23 protein-coding genes and 1 tRNA gene are annotated in these 24,826 nt (G+C 70.0%); 12 read left to right on the plus strand and 12 right to left on the minus strand.

Going from position 1 to position 24,826, the window contains the following annotated elements; translation table 11 throughout:
* Window positions 1–274 precede the first annotated feature (274 nt).
* Entirely contained in the window at window positions 275–2,548 is a 2,274-nt protein-coding gene (locus tag K7472_RS17270; RefSeq protein WP_222978985.1) for a (Fe-S)-binding protein, read from the plus strand.
* A gap of 132 nt (window positions 2,549–2,680) precedes the next feature.
* On the opposite strand, the gene K7472_RS17275 is transcribed toward K7472_RS17270, so the two are convergent.
* Window positions 2,681–4,066: an MFS transporter gene (locus tag K7472_RS17275; protein ID WP_222978986.1), complete on the minus strand. Its 1,386-nt coding sequence runs from the start codon at window positions 4,064–4,066 to the stop codon at window positions 2,681–2,683.
* A gap of 80 nt (window positions 4,067–4,146) precedes the next feature.
* Here K7472_RS17275 and K7472_RS17280 point away from each other — a divergent pair, with 80 nt between their 5' ends.
* Window positions 4,147–5,103: a Yip1 family protein gene (locus K7472_RS17280; RefSeq protein WP_222978988.1), complete on the plus strand. Its 957-nt coding sequence runs from the start codon at window positions 4,147–4,149 to the stop codon at window positions 5,101–5,103.
* A gap of 48 nt (window positions 5,104–5,151) precedes the next feature.
* On the opposite strand, the gene K7472_RS17285 is transcribed toward K7472_RS17280, so the two are convergent.
* The 3 genes from K7472_RS17285 to K7472_RS17295 are packed head-to-tail and all read right to left on the minus strand — an operon-like array spanning window position 5,152 to window position 6,485.
* Entirely contained in the window at window positions 5,152–5,697 is a 546-nt protein-coding gene (locus K7472_RS17285; RefSeq protein ID WP_222978990.1) for a phosphoribosyltransferase, read from the minus strand.
* On the minus strand, window positions 5,694–6,269 hold the full coding sequence (gene dcd, locus K7472_RS17290) for a dCTP deaminase (RefSeq protein WP_109448964.1): 576 nt from the start codon (window positions 6,267–6,269) through the stop codon (window positions 5,694–5,696). The genes K7472_RS17285 and dcd overlap by 4 nt, the downstream gene beginning before the upstream one ends.
* Before the next feature lie 42 nt (window positions 6,270–6,311).
* Window positions 6,312–6,485: a hypothetical protein gene (locus tag K7472_RS17295; RefSeq protein ID WP_222978992.1), complete on the minus strand. Its 174-nt coding sequence runs from the start codon at window positions 6,483–6,485 to the stop codon at window positions 6,312–6,314.
* Between the two features lie 162 nt (window positions 6,486–6,647).
* Between K7472_RS17295 and K7472_RS17300 the strand changes: the two genes are divergently transcribed.
* Window positions 6,648–6,718, plus strand: a tRNA-Gly gene (locus K7472_RS17300).
* Window positions 6,719–6,877: 159 nt separating this feature from the next.
* Here K7472_RS17300 and K7472_RS17305 read toward each other — a convergent pair.
* The 5 genes from K7472_RS17305 to K7472_RS17325 all read right to left on the minus strand — a co-directional run bounded on the left by K7472_RS17305 (window position 6,878) and on the right by K7472_RS17325 (window position 10,894).
* A complete protein-coding gene (locus tag K7472_RS17305) occupies window positions 6,878–7,192 on the minus strand; it encodes a MazG-like family protein (RefSeq protein ID WP_222979287.1) in 315 nt (104 codons plus the stop codon).
* Window positions 7,193–7,236: 44 nt separating this feature from the next.
* Entirely contained in the window at window positions 7,237–7,881 is a 645-nt protein-coding gene (gene tmk, locus K7472_RS17310) for a dTMP kinase (RefSeq protein ID WP_222978993.1), read from the minus strand.
* Window positions 7,878–9,383, minus strand: a complete 1,506-nt coding sequence (locus tag K7472_RS17315; RefSeq protein WP_222978994.1) for a B12-binding domain-containing radical SAM protein — start codon at window positions 9,381–9,383, stop codon at window positions 7,878–7,880. Before K7472_RS17315 ends, tmk begins: the two co-directional genes overlap by 4 nt.
* Complete coding sequence (locus K7472_RS17320; RefSeq protein ID WP_308013955.1) at window positions 9,337–10,005, minus strand: DNA glycosylase family protein; 669 nt, start codon at window positions 10,003–10,005, stop codon at window positions 9,337–9,339. The genes K7472_RS17315 and K7472_RS17320 overlap by 47 nt, the downstream gene beginning before the upstream one ends.
* A 484-nt stretch (window positions 10,006–10,489) precedes the next feature.
* Window positions 10,490–10,894 carry an ATP-binding protein gene (locus K7472_RS17325; protein WP_308013956.1) on the minus strand — a complete coding sequence of 135 codons (405 nt, stop codon included), beginning with the start codon at window positions 10,892–10,894 and terminating at the stop codon, window positions 10,490–10,492.
* A gap of 320 nt (window positions 10,895–11,214) precedes the next feature.
* Here K7472_RS17325 and K7472_RS17330 point away from each other — a divergent pair, with 320 nt between their 5' ends.
* From K7472_RS17330 to K7472_RS17345, 4 genes are all read left to right on the plus strand, one after another.
* On the plus strand, window positions 11,215–12,381 hold the full coding sequence (locus K7472_RS17330) for a helix-turn-helix transcriptional regulator (RefSeq protein ID WP_222979000.1): 1,167 nt from the start codon (window positions 11,215–11,217) through the stop codon (window positions 12,379–12,381).
* An 11-nt stretch (window positions 12,382–12,392) separates the two neighbouring features.
* A complete protein-coding gene (locus K7472_RS17335; RefSeq protein ID WP_222979289.1) occupies window positions 12,393–13,118 on the plus strand; it encodes a 5-formyltetrahydrofolate cyclo-ligase in 726 nt (241 codons plus the stop codon).
* A 580-nt stretch (window positions 13,119–13,698) separates the two neighbouring features.
* Window positions 13,699–14,700 (plus strand): hypothetical protein, encoded by a 1,002-nt coding sequence (locus tag K7472_RS17340; RefSeq protein WP_222979002.1) that lies wholly within the window; start codon window positions 13,699–13,701, stop codon window positions 14,698–14,700.
* Window positions 14,701–15,023: 323 nt separating this feature from the next.
* A complete protein-coding gene (locus K7472_RS17345; protein ID WP_222979005.1) occupies window positions 15,024–15,509 on the plus strand; it encodes a peroxiredoxin in 486 nt (161 codons plus the stop codon).
* A 72-nt stretch (window positions 15,510–15,581) separates the two neighbouring features.
* Here the strand turns inward: K7472_RS17345 and K7472_RS17350 are convergent, their stop codons facing one another.
* Window positions 15,582–16,034: an ATP-binding protein gene (locus tag K7472_RS17350; protein ID WP_222979007.1), complete on the minus strand. Its 453-nt coding sequence runs from the start codon at window positions 16,032–16,034 to the stop codon at window positions 15,582–15,584.
* A gap of 231 nt (window positions 16,035–16,265) precedes the next feature.
* Window positions 16,266–16,571: a hypothetical protein gene (locus K7472_RS17355; RefSeq protein WP_222979009.1), complete on the minus strand. Its 306-nt coding sequence runs from the start codon at window positions 16,569–16,571 to the stop codon at window positions 16,266–16,268.
* Between the two features lie 639 nt (window positions 16,572–17,210).
* Between K7472_RS17355 and K7472_RS17360 the strand changes: the two genes are divergently transcribed.
* Together K7472_RS17360 and K7472_RS32685 are read left to right on the plus strand one after the other, a co-directional pair.
* The gene (locus K7472_RS17360; protein WP_222979011.1) at window positions 17,211–18,119 is read left to right on the plus strand and encodes a hypothetical protein; all 909 of its coding nucleotides are present in this window, start codon (window positions 17,211–17,213) and stop codon (window positions 18,117–18,119) included.
* Window positions 18,120–18,141: 22 nt separating this feature from the next.
* Complete coding sequence (locus tag K7472_RS32685; protein ID WP_222979013.1) at window positions 18,142–18,882, plus strand: sortase domain-containing protein; 741 nt, start codon at window positions 18,142–18,144, stop codon at window positions 18,880–18,882.
* Here K7472_RS32685 and K7472_RS17370 read toward each other — a convergent pair.
* Window positions 18,869–20,608 (minus strand): cytochrome c biogenesis protein DipZ, encoded by a 1,740-nt coding sequence (locus tag K7472_RS17370; protein ID WP_222979016.1) that lies wholly within the window; start codon window positions 20,606–20,608, stop codon window positions 18,869–18,871. The two genes, K7472_RS32685 and K7472_RS17370, sit on opposite strands and share 14 nt — an antisense overlap.
* Before the next feature lie 329 nt (window positions 20,609–20,937).
* On the opposite strand from K7472_RS17370, the gene K7472_RS17375 reads away from it, so the two are divergent.
* From K7472_RS17375 to K7472_RS17385, 3 genes are all read left to right on the plus strand, one after another.
* On the plus strand, window positions 20,938–21,858 hold the full coding sequence (locus tag K7472_RS17375; RefSeq protein ID WP_308013968.1) for a LysR family transcriptional regulator: 921 nt from the start codon (window positions 20,938–20,940) through the stop codon (window positions 21,856–21,858).
* Between the two features lie 221 nt (window positions 21,859–22,079).
* Window positions 22,080–23,153: an amidohydrolase family protein gene (locus tag K7472_RS17380; protein WP_222979291.1), complete on the plus strand. Its 1,074-nt coding sequence runs from the start codon at window positions 22,080–22,082 to the stop codon at window positions 23,151–23,153.
* Between the two features lie 59 nt (window positions 23,154–23,212).
* Window positions 23,213–24,727 (plus strand): aldehyde dehydrogenase family protein, encoded by a 1,515-nt coding sequence (locus K7472_RS17385; RefSeq protein ID WP_222979018.1) that lies wholly within the window; start codon window positions 23,213–23,215, stop codon window positions 24,725–24,727.
* The last annotated feature ends 99 nt before the right edge of the window (window positions 24,728–24,826 follow it).

Below are 24,826 nucleotides of genomic sequence, written 5' to 3' on the forward strand. Positions count from 1 at the left end.
GGGTGGGCGCGAGGGGCGCCGGAGCCTGTCGGCGGGCGGGCGCGAGGGCCACGGGCGCGCGGACGGCCGGGTTCCGAGCCCGTCGGGCATGATCACTCAGGGTCGCCTCAGCGATGCAGATCACCGGCCGGGCGGCTGTATGGGGCGGTGTTTAGCGGGTAGTCTCGGAAGACCACGTAAGTTACCGCTTAGTAAGAACGTCGTTCCCCGCCGTAGCGAGCAGCACGGGCGCTACCGCTGGCACAACGTCCGCGCAGGTACGAGGAGCCCCTCCATGCAACTCGCCGCGATCATCGTGTCGCTGGTACTCGCCGCGGTCGGCGTGGCGTTGTTCGGCCGAGCCATCGCCCGGATCTACCGGTTCACCCGGCTGGGCCAGGACGTCCCCGCCGGCACCCGCACCGACGAGCCGGTCGCGCGTACCGTCACCGTCGCCAAGGAGTTCCTCGGCCACACGCGGATGAACCGCTGGGGCGTGGTGGGCGTCGCCCACTGGTTCGTCGCGGTCGGCTTCTTCACCCTGGTGCTCACCCTGGTCAACGCCTTCGGCCAGCTGTTCAAGGCGGACTGGCTGCTGCCGGTCATCGGCGACTGGACGATCTACGGCATCTTCGTGGACTTCGTCGGCGTGATGACCACCCTCGGCATCCTCACGCTGATGGTCATCCGCCAGCTGAGCCACCCGCGCCGCCCGGGCCGCAAGTCGCGCTTCGCGGGCTCCAACTTCGGCCAGGCGTACTTCGTCGAGTACGTCATCCTGATCATCGGCATCTGCATCTACTCGCTGCACGGCCTCGACGGCGTGCTGCACGGCGCGACCCACTACGAGGCGACGTACTTCCTGTCGTACCCGCTGGTGGTCGCCTTCCGGGGGCTGTCCACCGCGACGCTGCAGAACCTCGTCTACCTCTTCGCCACGGTCAAGATCGCGACCTCGTTCATCTGGATGATCACGGTCTCGCTCAAGACCGACATGGGCGTCGCCTGGCACCGCTTCCTCGCCTTCCCCAACATCTGGTTCAAGCGCGAGGCGGACGGCGACGTGGCGCTGGGCGCGTTGCAGCCGATGGTCTCCGGCGGAAAGCCGATCGACTTCGAGGACCCGGGCGAGGACGACCAGTTCGGCGTCTCCCAGATCGAGCACTTCTCCTGGAAGGGCATCCTCGACTTCTCCACCTGCACCGAGTGCGGCCGCTGCCAGTCGCAGTGCCCGGCCTGGAACACCGGCAAGCCGCTCTCGCCGAAGCTGCTGATCATGTCGCTGCGCGACCACGCGCACGCCAAGGCCCCGTACCTGCTGGCCGGCGGCGGCAAGGACGCGGAGGGCGAGGAGAAGGGCACCGAGGAGCAGCTCGCCGGCGTCCCGGCGGCCGCGCTGGCCGAGGCCGAGCGCCCGCTGATCGGCACCGCGGAAGAGAACGGCGTCATCGACCCCGACGTGCTGTGGTCGTGCACCACGTGCGGCGCCTGCGTCGAGCAGTGCCCGGTGGACATCGAGCACGTCGACCACATCGTCGACATGCGCCGCTACCAGGTGATGATCGAGTCCGCGTTCCCGTCCGAGGCGGGCACGATGCTCAAGAACCTGGAGAAGAAGGGCAACCCGTGGGGCCTGCCGAAGAAGCAGCGCCTCGCGTGGGTCAAGGAGGTCGACTTCGAGGTCCCGATCGTCGGCGAGGACATCGAGGACCTGACCGAGGTCGAGTACCTGTACTGGGTCGGCTGCGCGGGCGCGCTGGAGGACCGGGCGAAGAAGACCACCAAGGCCTTCGCCGAGCTGCTGGACATCGCGGGCGTGAAGTTCGCGATCATGGGCGGCGAGGAGAACTGCACCGGTGACTCCGCCCGCCGCCTGGGCAACGAGTTCCTCTTCCAGCAGCTGGGCGCGGAGAACGTCGCGACGCTGAACATGGCGTTCGGCGAAGACGACGAGGACGAGTCGACGAGGAAGCCCGCGTCGAAGAAGAAGATCGTCGCGACCTGCCCGCACTGCTTCAACACGATCGCCAACGAGTACCCGCAGCTCGGCGGCCACTACGAGGTCATCCACCACACCCAGCTGCTCCAGCACCTGGTGGACGAGGGCAAGCTGGTGCCGGTGACCCCCGTCGAGGGCCTCATCACCTACCACGACCCGTGCTACCTGGGCCGCCACAACAAGGTCTACACGCCGCCGCGCGAGATCATCGCGAAGGTGCCGGGACTGCGCAACGAGGAGATGCACCGCCACAAGGAGCGCGGCTTCTGCTGCGGCGCGGGCGGCGCGCGGATGTGGATGGAGGAGCGCATCGGCAAGCGCATCAACAACGAGCGCGTCGACGAGGCGCTGTCCCTGAACCCGGACATCGTCTCCACCGCCTGCCCGTTCTGCCTGGTCATGCTGACCGACTCGGTCAACGGCAAGAAGAACGACGGAGCGGCCAAGGAGTCCATCCAGGTCGTGGACGTCGCCCAGCTCCTGCTGGACTCGGTCAAGACCCCGAAGGACGGCACGGGCGAGCCGGAGCCCTCCAGCGCACCGGAGCCCGAGCCGGAACCGGCGAAGTAGCGAAGGGCGCCCGCGCCCACCCCGGCAGACGGCCGGTGCCCCGGGTCGGGGGGGCACCGGCCGTCGGTGTGTGGGTGGGGGGGATGGGCCTGCGGTGGGAGCCGGCCGCTGCGCCCTCGGCGCCCGAGGCGGCTACGCCTCCGGCGCCCGCGCGCTCGTCCCGCGCCGGGGGCGGACCGTTGCTGCCAGGAGGGCTATCGCGGCCGCCAGGGCCGCCGGGATCGCCAGGGCGCCGCGCAGGCCCGCCGCCTGGGCGGTGAAGCCGATCACCGGGGGGCCCGCCAGGAAGCCCAGGTAGCCGATGCCGGTGACGCGGGAGATGGCGGAGGCGGACGGGGTCCCGGGAAGGTTGCCCGCCGCGCTGAACGTCACCGGGGCCACGAGCGCCACACCCGCGCCGAACAGCGTGAAGCCCGCGATCGCGGCGGGCTGGGCGGCGCCCGTGGACGCGATCAGCGACGGCAGCGCCAGGCCCGCGCCGAGACCGGACGCGGCGACCAGCGCGCCCGTGCGCAGCACCGCGACCGGGCCGAAGCGGGCGACCAGGCGGTCCCCGGCGAGTCGTACGACGGTCATCGCCGCCGAGCACCCCGCGAAGCCCAGGCCCGCCGTGCCGGCGGCGGCGTGCAGGCCGTCGCGCAGGTAGACCGCGCTCCAGTCCTCGACCGCGCCTTCGCCGGTGAAGGAGCACAGGCCGATCAGGCCGAGGAGGAGGACGGCCAGGGGCCAGCGGGCGGGGCGGGCCTTCGCGTTCGCTTTCGTGTCCGCCCTCGCCTTCGCGTTCGCCTTCGCCACGGCGGCGGTCGGTGGAGTGCCGGGGGAGGCCGGGCTCGGCTCGTCCGCGGGGAGCAGCCGCCGGGATCCGCACCACACCGTCGCGGCGCTCACGACCGCGATCACGGTGAAGTGCGTGAGCGGGGCGACGTCCAGGTGCGCCGCCGTCGAACCGAGCAGGGCGCCGAGCAGACCGCCCAGGCTGTACGCGCCGTGCAGGCCCGACATCACGGGGCGGCGCAGGGCGCGTTCGACGGCGACGCCCTGGGCGTTCATGGCCACGTCCGTGAGTCCGAGTGCGGCGCCCAGGAGCAGCAGTGCGGTGGTCAGCGTCACGGCGTTCCACGCGACCGCGACCAGCGGCAGCACCGCGCTCAGCACGACCGCGCCGCACCGCGTGACCCGGCGGCTCCCCCAGCGTCCGACCGCCCAGGACGCCAGCCGCACCGCGCACACCGTCCCCACCGGCGCCCCCAGCAGCGCCACGCCCAGGCCGCTGTCGCTCAGCCCGAGCGCGTGCTTGATCTGCGGAACGCGCGGCACCCAGTTCGCGTAGACCGCGCCGAAGCACAGGAAGACCACGAAGACCGACCGCCGCGCGGCCACCGCCTCCTGGGGGACGGCGTCACCCGGTTGCGGGACATGCCGTGATCCGGTGGCGGAGCCGTCGGCGGAGGTGTCTTCGGCGGGGGCCGGGGCGGCCGGGACTTCGGTGGCGTCTGGTGCTTCGAAGGCGTCGGGCACGTGTCACAGCTTCGCAGCAAACCCGCCCGCCGATCAGGCCCCCGGCATCGCCGTCCGCCCGTTACGGGTACGTTCGTGGGGTGGCAGGATTCAGGATCGGACGCGGCCGAGCCGCCCAGCAGCCCCCGCAGCGGGCGCCCCGCCCCCAGCCGGGCGGCGCTCCGCAGTGGCAGCAGCCCCCCGCGCAGCCCCCGACGGGCCGCCCGGAGTACTTCGGCGAGCCCACGTCGTACGGCCGTACCCGCGACGACGCCCCGGGCCACACCCAGTCCTTCGCGGTCAACGGCGAGGACCCGTACGGCGGTTACGGCAACGGGCCGTACGGCGGGGGCCAGTACGGCTCCTACGGCGACGAGACGTACGCGGACAACGGACCGTACGCCGACACCGGTTACGCGGACGGCCCGTACGCGGGCGGTCCTTACGGTGGCGCCCCCGGCGAGGGCGGCAACCCGGCGACGTACCGCGCGGGCACGCCGAGCGGCCCGCCCTCGGGCCCGCGTCTGCACTGGCGCGACCTGCTGAGCGGCATCGTGATGCGCCCCGGCCGCACGTTCTGGCAGATGCGCGACTACCAGGTGTGGGGCCCCGCGCTGCTGGTCACGTTCGTCTACGGGCTGATCGCGGTCTTCGGCTTCGACTCCGCCCGCCAGGACATCCTCAGCTCCAGCACCTCGCAGAGCGTGCCGTGGGTGCTGTGCACGGCGGTCGCGGTGGTCGTCAGCGGCCTGATGATGGGCGCGGTGACGCACACCCTGGCCCGTCAGTTCGGCGGCGACGGCGGCTGGGCACCGACGATCGGCCTGTCGATGCTGATCACGTCGCTCACCGACGCCCCGCGCCTGCTGTTCGCCGTCTTCCTGGGCGGCGCCAACGGCTTCGTCCAGGTGCTGGGCTGGCTGACCTGGCTGGCGTGCGCGGCGCTGCTGACGTCGATGGTGAGCAAGTCCCACGACCTGCCGTGGCCGAAGGCACTGGGCGCGGCGTCGATCCAACTGGTAGCGCTGCTGGTTCTGTTCAAACTACCGACGCTGTAACCGGACCGGTCGCGGGGTCAGCCATCGAGGACCGGACCGGTCGCGGGGTCAGGCGTCGAGGACCTGACCGCCGCGGCGTACGACCGGAGGCAGCGTGCTCCAGGGGAAGTTGATCCAGCGGTCGGTGTGCTTCCAGACGTAGTCGCACCGCACGAGCGACTGCGGCTTCTCGTAGATCACCGCGCAGCGCACGTCGGCGACGTTTCCGGCGCAGAAGTCGTGCACGAGCTTGAGCGTCCGTCCGGTGTCGGCGACGTCGTCGGCGACGAGGACCTTCTTCTCGCGCAGGTCGATCGCGTTGGGCACTGGAGGAAGCACAACAGGCATGTCCAGTGTGGTCCCCACCCCGGTGTAAAAGGCGACATTCATGACGTGCAAGTTCTTCACGTCGAGCGCGTAGCCGAGCGCGCCGGCGACGAAGAGGCCGCCGCGGGCGATGGACAGGATGATGTCGGGCTCGAAGCCGTCGTCGGCGATGGACTGCGCCAGTTCGCGGACGGCGGTGCCGAAGAGGGGGTAGGTCAGCGTCTCGCGTTCGGGCGCGGCGCCGGTGTCCTCCGTACCCTGGCCGTCGGGGGCGGCGGGCGTGCTCACACGCGCGTCCGGTGGAAGTTCTGGAAGGAGCGCGAGGGCGTGGGCCCGCGCTGTCCCTGGTAACGCGACCCGTACTTGCCGCTGCCGTAAGGGAATTCGGCCGCGGAGGTGAGCCGGAAGAGGCACAGCTGCCCGATCTTCATGCCCGGCCAGAGCTTGATCGGCAGGGTGGCGACGTTGGACAGTTCGAGGGTGACGTGCCCGGAGAACCCGGGGTCGATGAAGCCCGCGGTGGAGTGCGTGAGCAGTCCGAGCCGCCCCAGCGAGGACTTCCCCTCCAGCCGGGAGGCGACGTCGTCGGGCAGCGTGATCACTTCGTACGTGGACGCGAGCACGAATTCACCCGGGTGAAGGATGAACGCGTCGTCCCCCTCCGGCTCGACCAGCCGCGTCAGGTCGGGCTGCTCGACGGCCGGGTCGATGTGCGGGTAGCGGTGGTTCTCGAACACCCGGAAGAACCGGTCGAGTCGTACGTCGATGCTCGACGGCTGGATCATCGACTCGTCGAACGGGTCGATACGCACCCGCCCGGCGTCGATCTGGGCCCGGATGTCCTTGTCTGAGAGAAGCACGCCACGAGGATACGTGGCACGGACCGCTCCCGGTGGCGTGGACTACCCCCGGCCCTCCCGCACCGCCTCGACGGGCACGGCGTGACGCAGCCGCCCGCACTGCGGGCACCGGATGAGCCGCCCGGGACCGATGCGGTCGGCGCCGAGATTCTGCAAGGGGAAGGTGCTGGTCCTGAACAGATGACCTTCGGCACACCGCACGACGGTACGTTCCATCGTCGTCCCTCTTCCCCTGAGATTCCCCTGAGACCCGGCACGGACGAAGGCCACATTAGGGGATGAACCACCCCACGCCCCGCAAGCACCCCGTGACGAATACACCGGGGGCGGACGATGGGGTACAGTGAGCGACGCTGGGACAGCGAAAGCCTGTCTTACGCGGGTGTAGTTTAATGGTAGAACATGAGCTTCCCAAGCTCAGAGCGCGGGTTCGATTCCCGTCACCCGCTCCGAATGAAAGCCTCAAGCCAGTGGTTTGGGGCTTTTTTGCTACCTAGACCTCTCAGAGTTCACCGTGCCCTCTGCGCGCCCCAAGTGAGCCGCTCGGCGTGATGACCGGACCAAAATCGCCAACGGGCCAAGAGCCCTTTTAGGAGGTACCTGGCGGTTCAGCGGTTGAGGGACCGCTCGGCCACGTGGGCGAGGCGCTCTTCGAAGACCTTGGCCGCGTCCGGGGTGATGGTCTGGAGAGCGACCATGCTGGTAAGGATGACGTCGCACAGTTCGGTCTGGACATCGTCCCAGGTGTGGCTGGCGCCCTTGCGCGGGTTGGCGAGGGTGGCCCCGTGTACCGCTTCGGCGACTTCCCCCGCCTCTTCGGTGATCTTCAGTACGCGCAGCAAGCGGGCCGTGTCGGGCGAGAGCTCTGTTTCGGTGTCGAGCCACTCGACCAGCCGCTCGACGGTGTCCCAGGTCTCTTGCATTTGCTGCATCTGTGGTGCTCCGGTCTGTTGGGCGCGCGGCGGGCTCAAGGTGCTGCTGCGGGGTCGGTCGGGCCGGAGGCGACGTTACCCGTGAGGGCACGCAGCTCGGATGCGATCCGCTCGGCTGTAGCCGATGGGGTGGTGTTGGTGGTGTCGATCACGAGCACGGGTACACCAAGTCCGAGCACGGTCCGCTCGGCCCGGCGGTAGAGAGCGGCCTCGCGCGCGGGGACGTCGGGGTCGCGCTCGAATCGGTGATGCGCGCCGCGTTGCGACAGGCGCTGCCGGATGGCTGACGCGTCGGCGGTGAGGATCACCGCGAGGTCGGGCAGCAGGATGTCGGCGTTCAGATCGAGCAAGAACTGCTCAGGTACACCGTCGAGTTGCTGTACGACGAGGGTCGAGGCCAGGTAGCGGTCGCAGACGACGGTGTTGCCGCGGTCGAGTTGGGGCCGGATTTCGTCGCGTATGTGCTCGTACCGGTCGGCCGCGACGAGGCATGCGAGGGCGTGCCCCTTGATCTGATCGGCGTGCGCCCGGGTGAACTGTCCGAGGGCACTGGTAGAGGGCTCGGTGGTGGCACGAACGGGAGTGCCGGCGCGACGCAATGACTCGCAGACGGCGTTGAGCGTGGTCGACTTCCCGACGCCTCCGGGTCCGTCGAGGGTGACGAAGCAGCCGGAGGTCATACCGTCGCCTCCCCAGGGTGCGTTCGGGCGAACTGTTCACGAGCGAGGGCGGCCAGTGCGGCACGGATGCCGGGCAGTGGGACGTCACCGAACTGGATGCCGACGGAGAAGTTGAACTCATCGCGGTCGCGCAGGGATTCGTCGGCACCGTGGTCGGTCAGGTCCACGTCGCCGTAGGCGAGCAGCGTGTCGGGGGCGTGGCCTGCGGCGATGAGCTGCTGCCATATCGGGGTGCCGGGGTAGGGGCGGAACTCGAAGACAGAGGCCCTGAAGGCGCCCGGCAGGGTGTCGGAGAGCTTCCACAGGGTGTGGATGTGGCGCACGGTGGCCTTGAGGTCGTCAGGTCGCTCACCTGGGTAGCCGAGGATGAAGTACCCCTTGACGTTGATCCCGCGTTCGAGGAGGCGGCGGGTGACGGTCTCGGTCATGTCGGCGGTGATGCGCTTGTCCATCGCGACGAGGACGCGGTCACTGCCGGATTCGATGCCGAGAGCGACTTCCCGTAAGCCGTTGCGGGCCAGGGTGTCGAGCAAGGCGTCGTCGGCGCGGTACAGGACGTTGATCCGACCGGTGGCGTCCCAGGCGTAGTGGTCGCCGATGCTGTGGGCGGTGAAGGCTTCCATGGCCGGGCGGATGATTCGGGCGGCGCCGAGGAAGAGGTCGTCGACGAAGCGGAAGGCGGTTGTTCCGAACTCGTCGTGCACGCTGTCGAGTTCGTCGATGATGTTCGCGGGCTCCCGGGTGCGGATCGTGATGTCGGGGTTGGCGGATACGGCGGCGCCGCAGAATCCGCAGTCGTACGGGCATCCGCGCGACCCGACGATGTTCGCCTCGGTACGGCCGTCGTCGGCGAGGTACGGGTCTTGCGGCAGGTATACGCGGTCGACGAACGGAAGCTCGTTGACGTTGGGTGCCAGCCACTTCGCGGTGTCCTTGCCTCGCGCGATACCGGCACCGTTCGTGCCGAGCAGGCGGTCGCGCCACATCACGCCGGGAAGCTCTTTGCGGCGCTCGGCGTCGTCGAGGAGGGCGGTGACGCGAGTCTCGCCCTCGCCGAGGACCAACGCGGTCAGGTTGGCCATGCGGGGATCTTCGAGGACGCGCTGCGGCATCGCCTTGGCGTGGTGACCGCCGACCATCAGGGAGATGCCGGGGTCGAGGCCGACCGCGATTCGGGCCGACAACTCGTACGTGGATGCCAGGAGGTTCATGCCGACCCACCGGGGCCTGGCGGCGTTCACGGCGGCGACGGTCTGGTCGATGCCGAGGCCGTGCGCTTCGGCATCGAGCACGCCGACGTTGAATCCTGCGTGAGCCGCGTACGTGGCGATGTATCCGAGGCCCAGAACCGGGAGGGTGTAGTCGTTCACGCGTGGGCGCAGGGAGTAGTCGCGCAGCGGGGCGTTGACGAACAGGGCGTCGAGGGCGCGGTTGCGGTCGACGCCGGAGATCAGATCAAGTGCGGTCGGCTGGTGCTCCGTTGTGCTCGGCTGTACGGGCATGTGTCCCCCAGGCGAGAGTGAACAGAGTGAGGGCGTGCAGGTGGTACCGGTCGGGCGCGTAGCGCTGCCAGGTGACGGCGAACTGGCGCTCGGCGTCGGGCAGAGCGGCGGCGGGTGCCGCTCGGTGTGCCCAGGTGCGTACGGCCAGGTCGCCGTGCGGGTAGACGGAGAAGTCGCCGGTGAAATCGGCGGTGGCGGCCGACGCCGTCCAGGGGCCCACACGCGGGATGTCGTCCAGCGCCTTCACGAGGTCGTCCGGGTCGAGCGACCGCCACTCGTCGGCGTGCTGCTCGTAAGCCGCAGCGGCGGCTTGCAGAGCAGTGCGGTGGAACGCCGCACCGACCTCGCGGAAGGCGTCGTCGGACAGACCGAGCACCGTCTTCGGGGACGGAGCGAGGGCGACCGGGCCGAGTGCGGTGTCGCGGGTGCCGTAGGCGGCGCACCAGCGTTGGTACAGGGCGCGGGCCTGCGCGGCCCGTACGACCTGCCGCAGGACGGCCGTGGTGATCGCGTCCCACAGGTCCGGATTCGGCAGCCGCACGACGCGCTTCAGGCCGCTGAGGGCAGTCCGTAGCGCGGCGGGGGCGCTCGCAGGCAGTTGGTCGGCCGGCGTCCGGTCCACTCGAGGTTCGGGTCCGGACCCTTCGAGTGCATGCAGCTCAAGATCGGCTCCGGACCAACGAGCTTGCCAGACAGCACCGTTGGCCAGAACCGCGCGTGTGGTGGTGCCGTCGTCGTGCGTGGTCCATGCCGGGTGATCGATGATCAGCGTTGCCATGGTTGCCCCTGTTCGTCCGTCGGGTGATGGCCCAGGATCGTACGGTCACGACGGCGGTTCGTGAGCAGTACGCGCTGATCGAGCTGGTAGAGGCAGGTGCGGCACGCGTACATGTCGGCATGCATTCCGCTGGACCGGACGGGGCCGATCCATGTCACCCCGATCCGGGCTCGGCCACACCAGAGCCAGCACTCACCGAGCCCCCAATCATGGCGGTTCCAGACGGCTTGCGCATCTGGCTGACCGGTAACGGGATCCACATCCCGGCGAGTCGGACGGAACACGACCTCCGCATCGGGCAGCCGTCTCAGTCGTAATTCGGGCATCATCATGAGAGCGCCCGTGTGGTGGGAAGCTTGAATTCAGCCCAGACGACTTTGCCGAGACCATCGCGGGGCATGATGCCCCAGCCATCGGAAAGAGCGTCAACGAGGAAGAGACCCCGCCCGGACAGATCCTCGTCCGAAGGCGACTTCAGGCAGAGCCGGCCGTTGTCCGCGTCGTGCACTTCGACACATAACAGCGTCTCGTTGAAGATCACTCGTACGAAGAAGAGGTGCCCGGCAGGGGTACCGTGCTCTACCGCGTTGGTGGCCAGCTCGGACACGCAGAGCACGATGTCGTCGATCCGATGACGGGCCTGCTCGATGGGAAGCGCGGCCTGGACGAAAGCGCGCGCTTTGCCGACCGAGGCGGGCGTACGTTTGAACTGGCGTTCACTCTGGCCGTCCACGCGCCCTCCCCTCATCCCCGCCGGAGCGGCGCTGCCGAACCACGGGGCGCTGGGCGCACATGTCAGCTTCGAGGCTCGGCGGCCTGGCTTCGGGCCCGGATCCACCGCGTAGAACCTCAGCAACGGCTCTCCTTAAGTTCGTTGGCAGAAGTGCCGCGTCGAGCGGCGTGGTCTGCCGGTGAAGTTCACAGAACCGCTTCTCAGCAGTCGGAACCAGAGCAGAATTGGGGCAAGGACGGGGCACTAATGGGGCACACCAGGTCGCGACCTGGAAGGCCGGTGTTCCATGGAGGCTACGGACGACCGGGGAGAGCTGACCCATGGCGGTGAAGAGGCACGCACTTGTGCGACACCGCCGTGCCCTGGGGTTCACGCAGGAATCCCTTGCTGAGGCTCTCGGCGTTGAGCGCTCCACGGTTCGGCGCTGGGAGTCGGGCGAGTCGAGCCCTCTCCCGTTCCTGCGGCCCCGCTTGGCCCGACTCCTTCGAGTGGGTTCCGAGGAATTGGAAGAGTTGCTGAGGGCGACGCCCGAGACTCCGTCCGGCCAGACAGAGCGCGTCAGCCATGCGCTGCGGCACCCTTCCCAGGCCGACCTGGTCGTGGCCGCTGAGCTGCGTTCCGAGATGGACAACCTGACGGATCGCTACGACGCCGTCCCCTCGGCCACGCTCCTCGCAGACGCGGGACAGCAACTCAACCAGGTAGCTCTCCTGGCCGATGAAGCTCCGGCCGGCCGAGTGCAGCGCGAGCTGCGTGCCCTTCAAGCCGATGCGGCAACGCTCATGGGGCAGTTGGTGTGGGACGCGTCTCATCGTCGCGACCACGAGACCGCGCGCGCCTACTACGCGCAGAGTCTGGAAGTAGCACGCCACCTGCGCGATCCCGCAACCGAAGGACACGCGCTGCTGCGTACTTGCTACGTCGCCTTGTACGGAGCGAACGACCACCGGCAGGGCCTCGAACTCGCTCTCCAAGCCGCGCTGACCACCCGAGGGACGAGTCACGCCCTGACGGGTCTCGCTCTGCTGCACGCAGCCGAGGCGCATGCCTTCCTTGGCGAACACAGCGAGTGCGAGCGCGCCCTGCTCGGTGCCGAGAAGCACCTCGAGCGGTCTGATGGAGCCGACGCGGCTCACGAGCTGTTCACCCCGACGCATTTTGGGCGCCTGGCCGGCTCCTGCTACTTGTCTCTCGGCGACTACGGCAAGGCGCAGCGATTCTTGGAAGAGACCGCGTCACGGATGCAGGGCCGCCGCAAGTCACTCGCGATCGTCCTGGGTAACCTCGCCCTGACCGCGATCCGCCAAGGCGACCTCGATGCCGCCCTCGCCGTGTTCAACGAAGCCGTTGACGAACTCCGAGGAACCCGCGGAGGTGGTGGGATGAACGTCGTCTTCCGCGCCGCTCGGGAACTGCGTCCCTGGCGAGGTGAGAACGCGGTGCAGGAGGCCCAAGATCGCCTGCTGGCGTTGATGGAGGCCGCATGAGGGGGGATCGGATGCTCAGGGACGTGGACCGTGAGAAGCAGCAAGTTCGTGAGCGGGTATGGGACGCCCTGGATGCTGCCGACGCCGTTCATGACGTCACCGCGCACGGCCGCATCCCGAACTTCAGGGGCGCGGAGGCCGCCGCCGCCAGACTCGGTGAACTGTCCGCCTGGAGGGGCGCCCAGGTCATCAAGGCGGTGCCGGACAAGGCTCAGCTTCCCGTGCGCGCGCTCGCACTGTCCGAGGGCAAGACGGTGTTCATGGCCGTACCCAAGCTCGCCGACCCGCATCCCTTCTACCTGCTCGACCCTTCGGTTCTCACCGTCCCTCCGGCCGAAGCCGCCTCCAGCCGAGTGGCCGCCGACATCGCCCCGAAGGTGGGCGTGGACGCACTCCGGCCGGTGGACATGGTGGTGCTCGGCAGCGTCGCGGTGAACCGGGCCGGGGTGCGCATCGGTAAGGGGGCCGGGTACTCCGATCTGGAGTTCGCGTTCCTCACTGAGGCCGGGCTCATCGGAGAGGACACTGTCGTCGTCACTACCGTGGACGAGCTACAGGTCGTTGACGAGGAACTCCCGGCGACGGAGCACGACGTCGGCGTCGACGTGGTCGTGACGCCAAAGGAGGTCATCAACTGCTCATCGCCACATCGGCCGTCCGGACTGATATGGGAACACCTGGACGCACAGAAGATCGCCTCCATCCCCCTGCTCGCGTCACGCACCTCGAGGAGCTGAGGCGATGGTTGACTCAGCCGGTCGAGGGGGCTGATGGGCTGGTCTCAAGGGGATTCCACCAAGACCAGGGCAAGCAGAGCTGTTCGATGTCCACGAGATACAAGGCCGAGAACCGTATGACGGTCATGGTCGAGCTGCGATGTCGAGTTCAGTGCGCGTCCTCGCGGTTTCAAGTCCTCGCCCGCTTAATCGTTGAACGGACTGTCGGTCCTTGTCACTACGGCCGCCACCGACGCGGCGTGGTCCGACTCCGAATTCGCTCTGCGTCGGGCTGATAGCTCTCCAGACCCCCTTGCAGCCCATCGCTCCGACCCACAGACCTCTGCGGGGCCGGTCTCGCCACTGACCATCCCACCAACAGCTTATCCAGGTGTCTGGAGTGACCACGTTGGTGGATCAGGTTGTTACGCATCCGGGTGGCGTCTAAGATGCGAATAGGCACGGAGCTCGGGACAGGACCTGAGCCACCGCCAGTCACTTCAAAGGCATGGAGCGTCGGAAGACACCCTCGCCACCGCCTCCTCCATACACCCTCCATGGCCATCCAGCCGTCATAGGCCGTTGGCCGAAAGGTGCTCCTGTGACCATTTACTCTCAGCACGCGAACCGCGGGAAGACCCAGATCCTGGCGACTTACCAGGGGCCGGAGGGGGTTGTCTCCGCGACTGTGACGAGCGTCGGTGACTCCGCCCTCGCGAAGCCGATCACCGACGCGTTCAACCGGGTCTCCGCCCTCGCCACTGTCCCTCTGAGCGTCTACGACCGGCGCAACGGCAGCGTGGAGGACTATCCGACTAAGCACCTTGTCGCGCTGACCGATCGGGGTTCTCGTGCCGAACTCCTCAGTGGCACCCACAGTTTGTGGTACGAGTACGTCTGTCTTGAACTCCACCAGGCGCTGGCCAACTTGGACGACGCTTTGCTCGCGGTGCCCGAGCCGGTTCGAATCGCGGTGAACGCGGAATTGGAAGCGGAGGCAAGAGGGCTGTTCGAAGCAGTCGCCGAAGACCCAGAGGGAGGCTTCCTCCCTGACACGGAGAGCCAGCGTCTGTGGGACGTCGACCATCCGTTTGTGGTGCACGACGGTGGCACGGGCGTGTTGAGCGATAGGGCTCGCAGGCAATTGGACAGCCTCGAAAAGGGGGTCACCTCGAAGGAACGCGTGAAGGCAGTCGCAGACATGCGAGTACTGGCCACCGCCTTCTCTCGCTGCTCCGGGGTGAGAGGACACGTGGATCACACCTACCCTGAGATCTTCGCTGAGCCATTCGACGCTGATCGCTACTATCTGTCAGTTCACGCGCCGCAGCCGGGAGACAGCAGCGCCGACACCTGGGAGATCGAGATCGGCCGCTGGGAGCCCGATGATCCCAGCGAGGAAGACGCTGACGACTACAGCTCCGCGACAGGGAGCAGCATGATTCGCTGCGAGCAACCCACGGCCCCAGACGCTGATGAGCTCGCAGATCTGTTGAACCGGCTCGATCAGGAGCCGCAGCAACTCACCGAGTGGGCCAAGACGAGTGTCGGTGCTCCACTCGCCGGAACCAGGTTCGTCGTCACCAAGGCGTACGACGACTGAGCCCGCCAAGGGCTCCCGCAGCCTTCCGCTCGCCGGCCATGGACGTTCCCAGCGCCCGTGGGGGCTATGAGCGGTCGGCTGCCGCGTCTCCCTGTTGTTCCGGTGCCGCTCGTGGCGGCGGGCGCGGGCGTCGGGAGGCGGACAGCCACGTTGGTGCCCGGAAAGGCCGCAAGGACAAGCGTCGGACCCATCCGCCCCGCCCTCGGCTCCGAATGGCCGACGGAGCGAAGGTGGTCCCGCCGGTTCCAGGGGGATGTGGCGCTCCTCTGTCACCACCCAGCTCCCGTGAGACCGTTGTGACCCTACGACGACGGAGGACGGCCATGCCCGGCGCAGCGCAGATCGGCAGTCAGCTTCCCGACATCACCCTCGCCGGTGGGGTCTGGGACGGAACGACGTTCATACGGCGCGACTACACCCTTTCGCGGACCGCGGGGCGGCCCACCGTGCTCGCCTTCTACCCCGGGGACGACACCAGTGTCTGCACCAAGCAGATGTGTGCCTACTCCTCGGGGCTGGAGCAGTTCGCCGAACTCGACGCGACGGTCTGGGGCGTCAGCCCTCAAGACGTCGACAGCCACGAGGCGTTCGCCCGCAAGTACGGGCTGCGCATCCCTCTGCTGGCAGATCCCGACCGCCAGGCCGCCCGTGCGTTCGGCGTCGCCGCGCCGGGCATCGGCCTGCGCCGCGCCGTCTTCCTCGCCGGCCCCGACGGTCGCCTGCGGTGGAAGCACGTGGCGCTTCTCGGGGCCACCTTCCAGTCCGTCGACACCCTCATTCGGGAGTTGGGGAAACTCGCCACCACCTGACGCCGGGACGCGGGTCCTTCGTCCCGCCGCCCCGCGCCGCGGCCGTGGTCATCCGCATTGCCACGGCGGGAATCAGGATGCGACGAAGCGGTCCGCCCACACCGTGCAGCCCTTCCCACGCGCGCTGTTCCTGACACCCCAGCGGTCCGCGATCCCGGCGACCAGCGGCAACCCGCGGCCGTGTTCGACGTCCCGGTCCGCCCCTCCCCCATCCGGCTCCGCCGCGTCCCGCGTTCGCGGTCCCATGCCGAAGTCGTGCACTTCCACGTGCACACACGCGGGACCGCGGGTGCCGACCGTGAACTCCATCCGCAGGGTCACCGATCCCACGCCGTGCACCCGGGCGTTGGTCACCAGCTCACTGACGATGAGGGCCACGTCGCCGACGAGGCGTTCCAGGCGCCAGACGCGGAGCCGTTCCGCGACGACACGCCGCGCCGCGGCCGGTGCCCGGTCCGACGCGGGCAACCGACGGACGACGCCGCGGCCGAGCCTCGGCCCGGGCCGCGGGGAGACGACCGCCATGGCTCTCACCTCCTCACACGTCTCCCATGGGATTCGGCGCCACGGCGCACGTGGGTGGGTGACGGCACCGACAGCCCCGCCCCGGTGAACGTGGCGTCACCTCCGCGGCCGTTGGCCGCGTCGGAACGGCATTGCCGCCGCACCCGAGGGCGTCCCGCAGCGCCACATCGCTGGGCGGGCCGCTCCTGCCGAGCGGCCCGCCCAGCGGCTTCGCCGGTTACGGCTCAGGACTCAGGACCAGTAGCCCTTGTGCCACTCGTGCTGCCAGTAGCCGGGGTGCCACACCCGGTGCCAGTAGCCGTGCCGCCAGTGATGGTGGTGATCCCAGTGGCCGCTGTGCCACTGGGAGGTCCAGTGGCCCGGGTGCCAGAGCTTCGTCCAGTGGCCGGGATGCCACACGCGGTGATGCTGCATGCTGACCGTGCTGGTGGGGGCGGGGGCGGCTGTCGCCTCCGTCGCGGTGGTCAGTGCGGCGCCACCGGCCAGCATCACACCGGCAGCGGCGACCGCTGCCGAGCGCTTGGCCCGTGTTGCCATGATCGTGCACCTCCTTCTGCCGATTTCGGGGGCCGGGCGGTCCGCTCGTCCCGCACCGCTCGTGGGTCCGGGCGGACGCGCGGCCCTCCGCCTCATACCGTGCATTCGATGCCGTCACGTGTCATGGATGGGGGCGAATCGGAGGAAATACGGACAGCCGACCCGGCCCGAGCGGCGTCCGGCCCTACGCCCCGCTACCTCCGCGCCCGCGCCGACCGGCACCACCGCCGCGCCCCGCGGGCCGTCAGGCTGCCGTGGCCCGAACCGCCGCGTCCCCTGGACCGTCACGCTGCCGTGGCCCGAACCGGCGCGGCGGCACCGGTGCGGGCCACGGGCCCTGCGGTGACCGGCTGGAAGCCCGCCGGTCACCGCGCATTCGGCGCGGGCGGCCAGGAGGATTGGCCCCGGGCACCGCCCAGCGACAGATTCACTCCGACGGCCTACGGCGGGGCCGGTCGCCGATCAGCAGGCGGCGAAGGCCGGTTCACCCGTCTCGCGCACCAGCGGGGGCGGGGAGCGAGCACTCCCCGTAAACAGGTGACGACGAGATCACCCGCGCAACTCACAGTCGGGTGACCGGCTATCCCCGGAAGCACGGTGCGGCGGCGCCGCTGTGCCCGGGCGGAAGGACTCCTCACGATGCGTACAGGCATACGCAGTCACCTCTCTCGCGCCGCGGCCGCGACCGCTGCCACCACGCTGGCAGTCGTCGCGATTGGAGGACTGGCTCTGGCGGACGGCATGGGCGGCTCCTCAGGTTCCGGATTCGGGCCCGCCCCGACCGGCGAGCACACCGTCCAGCCGCTGAAGCACCTGTGCACCACCGGCGAACCGCAGGACCTCTGCCGCAACATCGGTGTCACGGACGGCTGGTACGACGGGCGGACCACCCAGTTCCTGTACACCCAGAACTTCTACTGCGACCCGTCGGTCGCCTCCGGCGCCCCCAACCAGTGCGAGGCGGGAGCCAAGTTCAACCACGTCCCGCCGGGCACCACCTCGGAGCGGTTCACCGACCCGCTGTTCATCCCCGTGCCGCTGTTCGCGCCCGGCCCGGCGAACCTCCAGTGCCCGAGCGGCGAACCGTGCGTCGACCACCCCATGACGGCCGACCTGTCACGGCTGGCGGCCGCTCTCGGCAAGCCCGCGTCCGCGCTGAAGAACGCGATGCTGCCCGGTCACGACCACATCATCACCGACCGCAACGACAACCGCCCCGAGTGGTGGCCCGTCTACGTCGTCGGCGTGACCAGCCCGGCGTCGTTCGCCAAGATCGAGCAGGGCAAGGACATGGCGACGGTCAACAGGCTCGCCGCCGACCCCGAGGCGGGCGTGACCAAACCGATCCCCACCAACATCTTCCTGTGGTTCCAGACCCTGCCCGGCACGACGCAGGGCCACGCCGCCCAGGTCAGCGGATCGGTCGCAGCCGGTGAGGGCGGCGCCCAGGCGCTCCAGCACCCCGCGTTGCTCGCGACCGGTGGCCTGGTGCTCGCCGCCACCGCGGGTGCGCTGGTCATCCGCCGCCGCAAGGGCCACCGGGCCTGACCCGGCGAACAGGAGACCCGACGTGATCAAGCGCAACCGCGCGCGTCACCGACGGGGCGGCCCCCGCGGTCCCTGGACCGTGGGGGCCGTCGTCGGCGCCCTCGTCGCACTCGTCACCCTGGGCGCGGCCTGGGGACTCCAGACGCCACCCCCACCGACACCGCCGGGCGGCGCGCACGCCCGTCCACGGCCTCAGGCCCCCGTACCGCGAGCAGGCCTGCCGCGCTCCGCGCCTGTCAGCGTCGCCATCCCCGCCATCGGCCTGCGCACCGCTGTCTCAGCCCTGGCCCTCTCCCCGAGCGGCCAGGTGACCCTGCCGTCCGACCCCCGCCGCGCGGGCTGGGCCACGGCCACCGTCACCCCGGGGGAACGCGGCACCTCCGTCATCGCCGGCCACGTCGACTCCGCCTCGGGCCCCGCCGCCTTCTACGGCCTCGGCGCCGCCCGGGTGGGCATGAGGGTCGAGGTACGAAGGACCGACGGAACCACCGCGCGTTTCACGATCGACGACGAGGGGGTCTACCCCAAGGACGGCTTCCCGTCCCACGCCGTCTACGACGACGCCCCCGACCCCGAACTCCGTCTGATCACCTGCACCGGCTGGTCGGCCGCGCGGCACGCCTACCTCGACAACATCGTGCTCTTCGCCCGCCTCGACGCGGCCGGGCGGGAAGCGTCCACCGGGGCCACGGGGAAGCAGCCCCTGAAGCCGGTGGCCCTGTCGCCCCGGCGGCCCCGGCCGGGTGGAGTCACCCGAAGGTGAAGTCGTACGCCTGGACGCCCTGCGCCGGCTCGACCTGGAGCAGGCCGTGGTGAGGACCGCCGAGGTCGGCGAGGGTGTACAGGGTGGGAGCGCCGGAGACCTGGACGGTGCGCAGGAGGCGGCCGTCGAGCAGGACTTTCACGGGGCCGTGGCCGCCGAGGACGAGGTAGACCTTGGCGGCCTGGAAGCTGAGGTCGATGCGGGCGCCGGGACCGGCGGTGAAGTCCTCGTAGGTGGTGGTCCAGGTGCCGTTGAGCGAGATTCCGCCTGACGGGAGCCGTGCGGGAGCGTGGTACCGCTCGGGCCTGGCCTCGACCAGGGGTGTGCCCACGTAGCGGTCGATGCGCTGGGTGCTGAGGTAGGTCTCCGGTGTGGTGTCCGTGGGCACGGGGGTGTAGTGCGAGGTGGTCTTCGGCGGCAGCGACAGGTGCGGATGCGCCTGCTGGAGCAGGGTGCGGATGAGGTCCTCGGTCTGGCTGTAGCGGCCTTCGCCGAAGGTGAGGTAGCGCACGGTTCCGTCGGAGTCGATGAGGTACTGCGCGGGCCAGTACTGGTTGCGGTAGTTGTTCCAGGTGGTGAGCTGGTTGTCGAGGGCGACCGGGTAGTGCACGCCGAGCTTCCTCACCGCGTCGGCGACGTTGGAGGCGCTCTTCTCGAACGTGAACTCCGGGCTGTGCACACCGATGACCTGGAGCCCGTCCGCGCGGTAGGCGCGGTCCCACGCCTCGACGTTCGGCAGGGCCCGCTGGCAGTTGATGCACGAGTAGGTCCAGAAGTCGACCAGGACCACCTTGCCGTGCAACTCCTTGATGCTCAGGGGCCGGCCGCCGGGCGTGTTGAGCCACTGCGAGATGCCCGCGAACGCCGGGGCGGGCCCGCAGTCACGCAGCTGGTCGACACCGTCCTCGCACCGGGAGAGCAGTTTGTTGGAGTTGTCGGTGAGGCCGGAGAGCTGCTGGCGGGCGGCCTGGCTGTCCTCGACCTTGTTCTGGGCGGCCGCGGTGTAGTCCGGCAGGGCCCGCTGGAGGACATCGGTCAGGTTGAACGCCAGCGCGCAGGCCAGCACGATCATCACCGCGCCGCCCGCGACGCGGAAGACGCGTGCCCGGCGGCGGAACGCCCCGACGCGGCGGGCGACACCGCGGCCGGCCAGCGCGAAGACGAGCAGCGGAACGGCGGTGCCCACGGCGAACGCGACCGTGAGGGCGACGATGCGCGTGCTGATCCGGCCTTGCGCACCCGCCACGGTGATCGCGGCCAGCACGGGTCCCGCGCACGGCACGTAGAGCAGCCCGAGCCCGAGTCCCAGGGCGAAGGCGGAGCCTTCCTTGTTCACGCGGCGCTGCGGCAGCCGGGCGAACGGCCTCTCCAGCAGCCGCTCCAGGGGTGGGAAGACCAGACCGAGGCCGAGCAGGACGAGCATCGCCAGGCCGACGTAGCGCAGGATGCCGTCGGGCAGACCGAGCGCGCTGATGATCGTGGTCCCGGCGAGCGTGAAGAAACTGAAGCTGACGACGAGCCCGGCGACCACGGCGTACGGGCGCCGGTTGCGCCGACCGCTCGGGTCATCGTGCCCGGAGTCGCCTTCCGGGTCCGCCTGCGCCTTCGCACCGGTCGCGGCGCCAGGACCGCCCGCGAGGAACACCACGGGCAGAACGGGCAGAACGCACGGCGACACCGCCGTGATCAGACCGCCCAGCAGCCCGATCAGAACAAGGACGATCACGACGTCGCCTCCCGGCCCCGGCACGCCGGCCGACCCGGCTGCCTCTACAGCTGATTCGGCAACGCGGAGCTCGCGGATTGGATGCCGCGACGATTCCCCTTGACCGACTGACGAGCGGACACCACGCAGGGGCGAGGCTCCGCGACCCGCGCTCCGGACCCGCGGTCGCCCCCCTCCGTCTCGCGAGCGCGCCGCCCGGACGTATACGTCAACCGTCCGTGATAGGCCGTCCGTTGGAGGTGGACATGAGCGAGGACGGGATGAGCCCCACGGGTGGTGGACCGCCACGGGGGCCCGGGGACGGTCGGGGTGGCGGCGTCACGGGCGCGGTGGCGGGGCGGGACGCGTTGCTCTGCGCGGGGCTGGAGTCCACTCAACTACAAGCCCTGCACGCGCTGTTGACCGAGCGCAGCGTTACCGGGGCCGCTCGGCGGCTCGGGCGGAGTCAGCCGACACTGTCGAGTGCGTTGGCGCGGCTTCGCCGGCAGTTCGGGGACGAGTTGCTGACTCGTTCCGGCAACACCTACCGGCTGACGCGCTTCGCCGAGCAGTTGCTTCCGCTGGCGGCCACCGCGGTGGTCGCGGTGGACCGGGTGTTCGCCGCCGAGGCGGAATTCACCCCGGGGACGAGCCGCCGGACGTTCACCGTCGTCTCGTCGGACCACGGAGTCGGTACGGTCGGTGGCCGGCTGGTGGCCAGGGTGGCGGCCGAGGCGCCGAACGCCTGCGTGCGGTTCGTTCCCGTCACCACGCGCTCGATCGGTCACGACGACGAGTACCTGCGCACGGTCGACGGCGTGTTCATGCCGCACGGCTACCTGGACCTGCCCCGCTCCATCGACCTGCACACCGATCGCTGGGTCTGCGTGGTCGCCGCGGACAACGCGGCGGTGGGCGAACGCCTCACGATGGAGGACCTGCGGGTGCTGCCGTGGATCGCGACGTTCGCTGACCGGCTGGGGCGCGCCCCGGCCTGGCGGCAGATGGAGTTGCTCGGGGTGATCCCACGAGTGGTCGCGGTGGCCGAGTCCTTCCTCGTCGTTCCGCAACTCGTGCGGGGTTCCGGCGCGGTGGCCCTGCTCCAGGAGAAGGTGGCGGCCCTGGTCGCCGCCGACCCCGCCTTCCGGGTCCTCGACTGCCCCTTCGACGTCGTCCCGCTGGTCGAGGCGTTCTGGTGGCATCCCGTGCACGACGACGATCCCGGACACCGCTGGCTGCGCGCCCGCCTCCGGGAGATCTCCACGCCCTGAGGCGTCGTCGCCCCGGGCCATGCCATTGACGTCGTCTATGCACGTCATGCCGAAGATTGGCTTCCTTTGCGGTGTCGGCAGCGGCAATCCTTGAATGCGACGCCGAACGCCACGGCAGCACGGCACCACAACTGCTCGGCCGCTCGGCTGCCCGCCTGCCCGCCTGCGGGACCTACGCGATCGCGCGAGCACCACCACCGCGCGGCACCACGGAGGAAGCGATGGGACACCTCGACATCGGCACCGTCGGCGTCCACGCGCACGTCCACACCGTCGACGTCCACGCGCACCTGTGGGCGAACGAGATCGACACCCTGGTCGCGGGACGGCCGGGGCACGCCGAGCACCTGGCCCTGGAGGCCCACCGCGCCGGATCCGAGTCCGCCGCCGTCGGGGCCGCGCGTCTGCGCGACCGGATCACCCTGCTCGTCGACGTCGAGGCCAGGCTCGCCGCGATGGACACCGCCGGCATCGGCGCCCAGGTCGTCTCGATCACCCCGACCCAGTTCCACCACTGGATCGCCGACCCCGAACTGGCCGCCGAACTGGTCCGGTTGACCCACGACTCCGTGGCCGCCCACTGCGCGGCGCGCCCGGACCGGCTGACCGGGTTCGGGGTCGTACCGCAGCAGTTCCCCGAACTGGCCGTCACCGCACTGGAGGACGCGGTGCTCCGCCACGACCTGCGCGGTGTAGCGATCTCCTCCCACGCTCCCGGCCCCGGGGGCGGCGACCCCCTGGAGTTGTCCGACCGCCGCTACGACGCGCTGTGGCAACGTGCCGTGGAGCTGGGGGCGGTGGTGTTCCTGCACCCGTGGGGATGCACGCTCGACGAGCGACTGGCCCGCTGGTACCTGTCCAACAGCGTTGGGCAGCCCGTCGAGCACGCGGTGGCGCTGTCCCATGTCATCGTCGGCGGCGTCCTGGACCGGTTCCCCGGTCTGCGGCTGGTCGCCGCCCACGGCGGAGGCTACCTGCCGGGCATGCTGGGCCGGGCCGATCACGCCTGGGCGCACCGGCCCGAGGCCCGGTCGACCGAACACCGGCCCAGCAGCTACGTGCCACGGCTGTGCTTCGACTCGCTGGTCCACGACCCGGAGGCGCTCGCCCGGTTGATCCGGCTGGCCGGGCCCGGACACGTACTGCTCGGCTCGGACCACCCGTTCGACATGGGTGACACCGACCCGTTGGCCCGGCTGTACGCCGCCGGGCTGGACGACGCCACGATCACGGCCGTCGCGGGAGGCAACGCCGTACGGCTGGGCTTGGCGCCCGCCAGGCTTCGAGCCTCGTAAGTCGCCTGCCTTGAGCCACTCCTGATGGCCCGTCAACTCTTCTCCTAAGGAGGCACGTTGTGACCGCGTTCACCGATCCCCCCATCACCCGCTACCGCTGGTCCTCCGACGACGAGGCCGACCGCTTCACCGTCGACGACCCAGCCACCGGATCGCCGATCGCCACCCTCCAGGGAGCAGGGGAGAAGGAAGTCGACGCCGCGGTGCGTGCCGCGTACCAGGGGCACCTGGCGTGGAAGGCGCGCACACCGCACGAGCGCGGGAGGTACCTGCGCGCCATCGCCGACGCCGTCCGGGAGCACGCCGACGAGATCGCCCGGCTGGAGACGAGCGACAACGGCAAACCGTTCAGCCAGGCCCGCCAGTTCGACGTCGAAGCCGCGATCGCGATCTTCGAGTTGTTCGCCGGGCTGACCGCGGCCATGCCCGGCGCGGTACGGGACAGCGGTCCGCTGCTGGACGTCACGACGCTGGAGCCGTACGGCGTGATCGCCGCGATCGTGCCGTTCAACTGGCCGCCGATCCACACGGCGGGCAAGCTCGCCCCCGCGCTCGCGGTCGGCAACGCCGTCGTGCTCAAGCCGCCGGAGCAGGCGCCGCTCTCGGTGCTGAAGGTGATCGAGATCGCGCAGTCGGTACTGCCCGACGACGTGGTGCACGTGCTGCCGGGCCGCGGGCAGGTCGGCGCGCTGCTGGCCGGGCATCCGCTGGTCAGGAAGATCTCGTTCACCGGTGCCCCGGCCACCGGCACCGCGGTGTTGCGGACCGCCGCCGACCACCTCACGCCGGCACTGATGGAGTTGGGCGGCAAGAACCCGCTGGTCGTCTTCGACGACGCCGACCTCGACTCGGCGATCCCATGGATCGTCGAGGGCGGCTGGTTCAACCAGGGCGAGGCGTGCACGGCGGCCTCCCGGGTGCTGGTGCAGTCGGGCGTCTACCCGCGGGTGGCCGAACGTGTCGGTGCCGCGGTGCGGCGGCTGAGGGTCGGGGACGGCGCGGACCCGGGTACGCACGTCGGTCCGCTGGTCACCGCTCAGCAGCGGCGCCGGGTACTCGACTACCTCGACGTCGGTGTGGCCGAGGGCGCCACGATCGCGGCGCAGGCCGAACTGCCCGACGACCCGCGCCTGGCCGATGGCCACTACGTGCGTCCGACGCTGTTGACCGGGGTGCGCCCGGACATGCGCGTCGCGAAGGAGGAGATCTTCGGCCCGGTGGTCGCCCTGATCCCGTTCGACGACGAGGACGAGGCGGTACGGATCGCCAACGACACCGAATTCGGTCTGGTTGCGGGCGTGTTCACCGCTGACGCCGAGCGTGCGATGCGGGTGAGCCGGGCCATCGAGTGCGGAATGGTGTTCGTCAACCACTACCACCGCGCGTTCATCGGCACCCCCTTCGGTGGCATCGGCGCGAGTGGTTACGGCCGCGAGCACGCACACGAGACGCTGCGCGAATTCGGCTACAGCAAGAGCCTGCGCATTCCCTCGGGCGCCGGCCCGATCCCCCGCTGGGCGCCATCAGTCGAGGTCAGCGACACCACTCGGGAGCGGACAGAGCAGACAGAGTGAACGGGCCGACGGGCCGACGGGCCGACGGGCCGACGGACTGCACGAGGCGAGACCGAGTAGAGCGAACGGACCGGACGAAGCAAGCCGACCTACCCGACC

It is taken from the genome of Streptantibioticus parmotrematis (assembly GCF_019890615.1).
Lineage (GTDB): Bacteria > Actinomycetota > Actinomycetes > Streptomycetales > Streptomycetaceae > Streptantibioticus_D > Streptantibioticus_D parmotrematis.

What these genes read in the sequence shown, in the direction of transcription:
- K7472_RS17330 (WP_222979000.1), top strand. Translation starts at nt 11,215, where the DNA reads ATGGCGGTGAAGAGGCACGCACTTGTGCGACACCGCCGTGCCCTGGGG.
- K7472_RS17350 (WP_222979007.1), bottom strand. Translation starts at nt 16,034, where the DNA reads ATGGCGGTCGTCTCCCCGCGGCCCGGGCCGAGGCTCGGCCGCGGCGTC.
- K7472_RS17360 (WP_222979011.1), top strand. Translation starts at nt 17,211, where the DNA reads ATGCGTACAGGCATACGCAGTCACCTCTCTCGCGCCGCGGCCGCGACC.
- tmk (WP_222978993.1), bottom strand. Translation starts at nt 7,881, where the DNA reads ATGACCTCCGGCTGCTTCGTCACCCTCGACGGACCCGGAGGCGTCGGG.
- K7472_RS17270 (WP_222978985.1), top strand. Translation starts at nt 275, where the DNA reads ATGCAACTCGCCGCGATCATCGTGTCGCTGGTACTCGCCGCGGTCGGC.
- K7472_RS17335 (WP_222979289.1), top strand. Translation starts at nt 12,393, where the DNA reads ATGCTCAGGGACGTGGACCGTGAGAAGCAGCAAGTTCGTGAGCGGGTA.
- K7472_RS17355 (WP_222979009.1), bottom strand. Translation starts at nt 16,571, where the DNA reads ATGGCAACACGGGCCAAGCGCTCGGCAGCGGTCGCCGCTGCCGGTGTG.
- K7472_RS17305 (WP_222979287.1), bottom strand. Translation starts at nt 7,192, where the DNA reads ATGCAAGAGACCTGGGACACCGTCGAGCGGCTGGTCGAGTGGCTCGAC.
- K7472_RS17315 (WP_222978994.1), bottom strand. Translation starts at nt 9,383, where the DNA reads ATGCCCGTACAGCCGAGCACAACGGAGCACCAGCCGACCGCACTTGAT.
- K7472_RS17295 (WP_222978992.1), bottom strand. Translation starts at nt 6,485, where the DNA reads ATGGAACGTACCGTCGTGCGGTGTGCCGAAGGTCATCTGTTCAGGACC.
- K7472_RS17345 (WP_222979005.1), top strand. Translation starts at nt 15,024, where the DNA reads ATGCCCGGCGCAGCGCAGATCGGCAGTCAGCTTCCCGACATCACCCTC.
- K7472_RS17380 (WP_222979291.1), top strand. Translation starts at nt 22,080, where the DNA reads ATGGGACACCTCGACATCGGCACCGTCGGCGTCCACGCGCACGTCCAC.